Consider the following 6,391-nt stretch of genomic DNA (forward strand, 5'->3'; position numbering starts at 1 on the left):
ATGCGGTTGAGCATAAATTCGGTGAGTTCACGCAGAAAGTCCTCGCCGCCGAGTTGCATCAGGGTGTTGCTGAATGTCATGCTGTTGTCGGCCATCGGTTGACTCCTTCTGAGATAATTGTCTAATTAACCATTACCTTACCGGATAAGCCAATGGCTCTCACCATCCTTCCAAATTTACACCACGTCCTAAGACTCTACCCGTGCTGATTAATCTTGCCTCGGATGAGTATTTTAAAGCGGTGAAGCCGAAACTGCTGAACGGCGAGATTATCAAACCGGTGTTCCTAGATGAGAAAAACAGCAAGTTTAAGGTAATCAGTTTCTACGCCAAGAAAGCACGTGGCCTGATGAGCCGCTATATTATTGAGAATAAACTGAGTAAACCGGAACAGCTGAAGAAATTCGATGTGGATGGCTACTTCTTTGATACGAATACCAGCAAGGAGAATGAGCTGGTGTTTAAACGTCGCGAAGCCGTTTAAGCGTAGGGAGCGCCCCCCCTGAGGTATCCCCACAAAAATTGCTCTGAATATTATCGCAGGATGATAGACGTCAGTTTTAGGAGGGAGGGCTGCTTTCCGCAGCGGCATGAAGACATCTCTGTCACTTGGCGCACTGCCATCCATGGCCGTGAGCCTGCTACAAACAGCCTTCCCTCCTTTCACCTAAAGCAACATCGTCGCGGTTGTAAACCCACAGCGAGCACGATGCTAACGCGGGATGAGTTCAGCCTGAAGTAAACCGGACGTCACGCGGCAGGGTTGCCGCATGACGAGGCCCGAAGGGGGCATCTTTCGCCGTTCCGGCGTGTTCAGGTTGAGCTCAGACCGGTTAGCGGACGTTTAGCGATGGAAGTCATTTCTGGGGGTACCTCAGGGAGTGCCCCTATTTTTCACTCACTCCGAGTCGAGGCACTGGCGCGGCGGGCTGACCGCAAAAGAGGGTCAGCCCCTGCGCATCAGATTATTTTTTCAGTAAAAACGCCCGCAGATCGGCAAAGTCTGCTTTCATATTATGCGACAGCAATTCCATGTCGGCACGCTCTGCCAGCGAGTCCGGCAGCGGCAGCTGCTGCTTGAGAATCACTTCCACGTTCTCCTTAAACTTCGCCGGATGCGCGGTGCCGAGGAACAGACCGAACTCCCCTTCCTGCAGTTGATCGCGCAGCAGGCGGTAAGCAATCGTTGCGTGTGGCTCAGACAGGTAACCGATATCCACCAGCTCGCGCATCGTTGCTTTGGTGGTCTCATCGCTAACGGCACCGTAGCCGAGGTCCTGCAAACGCCAAGTTTTGCGGCGGAAAATCTCTTCCACGCGCGACCAGTTATTTGGCTGCGACACATCCATTGCATTCGACAGCGTGGCAACCGTCACGTTTGGCGTCCACTCACCCTTTTCAAGGAAACGCGGCACGGTATCGTTGGCATTGGTAGCGGCGATAAAGCGCTTCACTGGCAGGCCGAGCGATTTCGCCAGCAGGCCCGCGGTCAGGTCGCCGAAGTTACCGCTTGGCACTGAAATCACCAGCTGATTGCGTTTCTCCTGCGGCAGCTGTGCGACTGCCTCGAAGTAGTAGCAGATCTGCGCCAGCAAGCGGCTGATATTGATCGAATTCGCCGAGTTCAGGCCAATGGTCTTTTTCAGCTCTTGATTGTCAAACGCCTGTTTCACCAGTGCCTGGCAGGCATCAAAATCGCCGTCGATGGCAATCGTTTCGATATTGCCGCCGAGGGTACAGAACAGCTTCTCCTGCAGCGGGCTGATTTTGCCCTGCGGGTAGAGGATCACCACGCGCACGTTGTCCATGCCGTAGAAGGCGTGGGCAACCGCTGCACCGGTATCACCGGTGGTGGCGGTCAGAATGGTGATCTTCTCATCGGCATCGCTGACGTAGGCGAGCATCTGCGCCATAAAGCGGCCGCCGAAGTCTTTAAATGCCAGCGTCGGGCCGTGAAACAGCTCCAGCGCCGAGATATCCTCGGTCACTTTGACCACCGGCGCTGGGAAAGTAAACGCCGTTTTCAGGCGCTCGTTCAGCTGGTGCGGGGCAATTTCATCGCCGATAAAGGCCGAGAGGATTTTGCTGCTGCGGGTTACAAAATCCATCTTGAGCATCTCATCGATGTCAGTCAGTTCGAACTCAGGCAGCTCCAGTGGAAAGAACAGGCCCTGCTGTGTGCCCAGCACCTGCTTCACCGCTTGTGCGAAGCTCACCTGCTCGTTGTGATCCTTAAGATTGTACAGTTTCATGCGTTATCCCAGTTTACGTGCGCCTGCCGTGTCTAAACGGCAAATATGGACAAAGCCTTCATCATTTTGCAGGTAGTGCTGACGCAACCACTCTGCCATGCGTTGTGCGGTATCAGCTTGGTTGCACACGGTAAACAGCGTCGGGCCAGAGCCGGAGATACCGCAGGCCAGCGCACCGATATCGGCGGCGGCCTGGCGAGTTTGTGCGAAGCCCGGTAACAATTTGGTGCGATACGGTTCGGCAATCACATCCTGCATCAGCTTCGCGGCCAGTAACGGCTGCTGCGTATGACAGGCGTGGATAAAACCGCCGAGATAGCGACCATGGTGAATAATATCCTCTTTGCGGTACTGTGCAGGCAGGATCGCACGGGCTTCGGCGGTAGAAACCTTAATCCCCGGATAGGCCATGACCCACAGCCAGTCACTAAAGTCTGGCACCTGCTGGCTGATGATGCCGTTCTCTTCCAGCATCAGCTGCATGCCGCCGAGGAAGCACGGCGCCACATTATCATGGTGAACGCTGCCGGAAATACGCCCTTCCAGTTCGCCCATCAGTGCCAGTAGTTCCGTGTCGTTCAGCGGTTTGCCGCAGTGTTCGTTCATCGCCATCAGGCCCGCCACTACCGAGCATGCGCTGGAGCCGAGGCCGGAACCAATCGGCATGTTTTTTTCCAGAGTCATCTTCACTGGCACGCGCTTGCCGATCGTCTCACAGAAGCGGCCCCAGCACTGATAAACAATATTCTCTTTGGGGTCGGCAGGCAGTTTGCTGACAAAGCTACCTTCGTTGTGCAGGCTGAACTCGCTAGCCGCTTCCACGGTCACGCAGTCCCCCAGCAGGGTGCCATCAATCGGCGACACTGCAGCCCCGAGCACGTCGAAACCGACGCTGACATTGCCAATTGAGGCAGGGGCATGAATTTTTACCATGATTAAACTCCCAACTTCCACGACAGAGTACGTAACAGATCGGCAAACACCCCTGCCGCGGTCACATCATTACCTGCGCCATAACCGCGCAGCACCAGTGGGATCGGCTGATAATAGCGGCTATAGAAGGCCAGCGCGTTTTCACCTTTTTTCACTTTATACAGTGGATCGTTGCCGTCAACCGCATCGATCTTCACTTTACAGGTGCCACCTTCTTCAATGGCACCGACAAAGCGCAACACTTTACCCGCGTCGCGGGCGCTGGCGACTTTTGCCGCCATGCTGTCATCCAGCTCCGGCAGGCGCGCCATAAACGCTTCCACATCGGCAATCGCGGTCAGTTCTGGCGGCAGCAGTGCTTCAATCTCAATGTCGCTCAGCTCCAGCTGATGACCCGCTTCGCGGGCGAGGATCAGCAGCTTACGCGCCACGTCGAGGCCGGAGAGGTCTTCACGCGGATCCGGCTCGGTGAAGCCCATCTCACGCGCCATTTTGGTCGCGTCAGAGAGCGATACGCCCTCATCCAGCTTGCCAAAAATAAACGACAGCGAGCCAGAAAGAATACCAGAAAAGCTGATCAGCTCATCACCGGCATTCAGCAGATTTTGCAGGTTCTCAATCACCGGCAGACCGGCACCGACGTTAGTATCATAGAGGAACTTACGGCGCGATTTTGCCGCCGCCGCACGCATCTTCTTATAGTAATTCCAGCAGGAGGTGTTGGCCTTTTTATTCGGCGTCACTACGTGGAAACCGTCGGCGAGGAAGTCAGCATACTGGTCGGCGACCTGCTGGCTGGAGGTACAGTCAACAATCACCGGATTCAGCAGGTGATACTCTTTCACCAGACGATTAAGGCGGCCCAGATCAAACGGCTCCTTCGCCGCTTTCAGCTGTTCCTGCCAGTTTTCCAGCGGAATGCCGTGCACGTTGGTCAGCAACGCCCGTGAATTGGCGATGCCACAGACGCGCAGGTCAATATGTTTGTTCTTCAGCCAGCTCTGCTGACGATATAGCTGGTCGATTAGCGCAGCGCCCACGCCACCCACGCCGATAACGAACACTTCAATCACCTGACCGGTAGCAAACAGCATCTGATGCACCACGCGCACGCCAGTGGTTGCTTCGTCGTTATTCACCACCACCGAAATGGAGCGCTCGGAGGAGCCCTGCGCAATCGCCACAATATTAATGTTGGTGCGCGCCAGCGCGGAGAAGAACTTGGCAGAGATGCCGCGCAGCGTGCGCATACCGTCACCCACCACCGAGATCACCGCCAGATGCTCCATCACGTCCAGCGGCTCCAGCAGGCCATCTTTTAGCTCCAAATAGAACTCGTCTTCCAGCACGCGGCGCGCATGCGCCAGCTCGCTCTGCGACACGCAGAAGCTGATGCTGTATTCGGACGAGGACTGGGTAATCAGCACCACCGAGATACCGCTGCGCGACATTGCCGCGAACACGCGTGCCGCCATGCCAACCATGCCCTTCATTCCTGGACCGGAAACGTTGAACATCGCCATATTATTCAGGTTGGTGATGCCTTTCACCGGGTTGTCTTCATCACTCCCATCGCCGCCGATCAGCGTACCGGGTGCCTGTGGGTTGGCGGTGTTTTTGATCAGGCAGGGGATTTGAAACCGGGCAATAGGTGAGATAGTGCGCGGGTGCAGCACTTTGGCACCGAAGTAGGAGAGCTCCATTGCCTCCTGATAGGACATTGATTTTAAAAGGCAGGCATCCGGCACTTGGCGCGGATCGCAGGTATACACGCCGTCAACGTCGGTCCAGATCTCACAGCAGTCCGCACGTAGGCAGGCGGCCAGCACGGCGGCTGAGTAGTCAGAACCGTTACGGCCCAGTACCACCAGCTCACCGCGTTCGTTACCGGCAGTGAAGCCCGCCATCAGCACCATATTGCTGGCTGGGAGCAGGCGTGCGGCGATGCGGCGGGTGGATTCAGGAATATCGACGGTGGATTCCAGATAGTGGCCGACGGCCAGCAGCTGCTCAACCGGGTTAATCACGCTGACGCCGTAACCGCGCGCCTGCAACAATTCTTCCATGATGGCGATAGAGAGCTTTTCACCACGGCAGATGATTGCTGCATTGACGCTGTCCGGGCACTGACCCAGCAGCGCGATACCGTGCAGCACCTGCTTAAGCTGGGCAAACTCCTGGTCCACCACCGCTTTTAGCTTGTCGCCGTTGAAGCCAAGCTGTGCTTCAGCCAGCCCCTGCAGCAGTTCGGCAAAAATATGCTCGGCATCAGTGATGTTTGGCGTGGCGTCTTGGCCGCTGATGGTTTTCTCAATCATTGCCACTAGGTGATTGGTAATCTTCGCTGGCGCGGACAATACGGTAGCAACCTGTCCCTGTTTTGCATTGCTTTCCAGAATGTCAGCCACACGCAGAAAACGTTCCGCATTGGCTACCGAGGTTCCACCGAATTTCAGCACTCGCATGTTTAAGCTCTCCTGAATTTTTGCCGAAAAAAAGCCCGCACTGGTTGGTGGCGGGCTTGATTTTGATTTTTCCTGTATGCGTCAGCCCGCATCATTACCTGTGGTAATGGTGGTGGTAATAATGATTGTCGTAATCAGGATGTGTTTACGCATTGTGGATTTATTCTGTGTGTAAAATCTGTCGGCCTTCATAAGTAAAGCAAACGTCCGGCCAAGTCAATTTTTTATCAAATGGCGCTTTTCGTGCCGCGATGCCCGCTAAGCCTTTTTCCCATCTTCGCCGATCTGTTCTGTTACGCAGAGAAAAAAACGGCAGTAAATCGCGCTAATTTTTTACTTTTTGACAGCGTTTTTATCTATAAGTTTTTTTTCGGCACTGTTGCAAATATATTGATGAGTTAGCCTTTAGTGTGTGTTGGCATTGAACATCAGCTCAGCTGAAGCCGAACTCAAACAGAAACCTGGCCATTTTGAGATTGACACCATTTTGGGCAAAGACCAGAAGTCATTCCTGCTCACTCTCGTAGATAAGGCCCTAAAAACCATCATCATTCGGAAGCTGCCCAATAGACGTGCAAAAAACCGTGGTTGCCGCTTTCAGAGACATTGAAGCCAATACTTTCTGCGAGTTTAAAACTCTGACCGCTGATAATGGCCCTGAATTCGCCCTGCACGAGAAAATCACGCAAATTACGGGGGCGCAGGTCTATTTTTCGCAGCCTGTATGAGCATACTAACGGG

The 6,391-nt window shown here is 54.5% G+C and carries 5 protein-coding genes, 1 pseudogene and 1 other annotated feature; of the genes and pseudogenes, 1 reads left to right on the forward strand and 5 read right to left on the reverse strand.

Annotated elements, in window-relative coordinates:
- Positions 1–202 precede the first annotated feature (202 nt).
- A pseudogene (gene yaaA / locus BBW68_RS05885) lies at positions 203–484 on the forward strand (peroxide stress protein YaaA); the annotation flags it as partial.
- Positions 485–965: 481 nt separating this feature from the next.
- Here yaaA and thrC read toward each other — a convergent pair.
- The 5 genes from thrC to BBW68_RS19115 form a co-directional block, all read right to left on the reverse strand.
- The gene (thrC, locus tag BBW68_RS05890; RefSeq protein WP_070134407.1) at positions 966–2,252 is read right to left on the reverse strand and encodes a threonine synthase; all 1,287 of its coding nucleotides are present in this window, start codon (positions 2,250–2,252) and stop codon (positions 966–968) included.
- 3 nt (positions 2,253–2,255) lie between these two features.
- Positions 2,256–3,185 (reverse strand): homoserine kinase, encoded by a 930-nt coding sequence (gene thrB, locus BBW68_RS05895; RefSeq protein WP_070134408.1) that lies wholly within the window; start codon positions 3,183–3,185, stop codon positions 2,256–2,258.
- Between the two features lie 2 nt (positions 3,186–3,187).
- Positions 3,188–5,650 carry a bifunctional aspartate kinase/homoserine dehydrogenase I gene (gene thrA / locus BBW68_RS05900; RefSeq protein ID WP_070134409.1) on the reverse strand — a complete coding sequence of 821 codons (2,463 nt, stop codon included), beginning with the start codon at positions 5,648–5,650 and terminating at the stop codon, positions 3,188–3,190.
- A 24-nt stretch (positions 5,651–5,674) separates the two neighbouring features.
- Positions 5,675–5,793: a sequence feature (Thr leader region), on the reverse strand.
- The gene (gene thrL / locus BBW68_RS20565; protein ID WP_420835328.1) at positions 5,732–5,803 is read right to left on the reverse strand and encodes a thr operon leader peptide; all 72 of its coding nucleotides are present in this window, start codon (positions 5,801–5,803) and stop codon (positions 5,732–5,734) included. It overlaps the preceding feature by 62 nt.
- A 395-nt stretch (positions 5,804–6,198) precedes the next feature.
- The coding region (locus BBW68_RS19115) for a hypothetical protein (protein WP_222563067.1) at positions 6,199–6,391 on the reverse strand (193 nt) is incomplete at its 5' end.

The organism is Candidatus Erwinia dacicola, assembly GCF_001756855.1.
GTDB classification, from domain to species: domain Bacteria; phylum Pseudomonadota; class Gammaproteobacteria; order Enterobacterales; family Enterobacteriaceae; genus Erwinia; species Erwinia dacicola.

Excerpts from the sequence above, each read along its gene's own strand:
- thrB (WP_070134408.1), bottom strand. The coding sequence starts at position 3,185 with ATGGTAAAAATTCATGCCCCTGCCTCAATTGGCAATGTCAGCGTCGGT.
- thrC (WP_070134407.1), bottom strand. The coding sequence starts at position 2,252 with ATGAAACTGTACAATCTTAAGGATCACAACGAGCAGGTGAGCTTCGCA.
- thrA (WP_070134409.1), bottom strand. The coding sequence starts at position 5,650 with ATGCGAGTGCTGAAATTCGGTGGAACCTCGGTAGCCAATGCGGAACGT.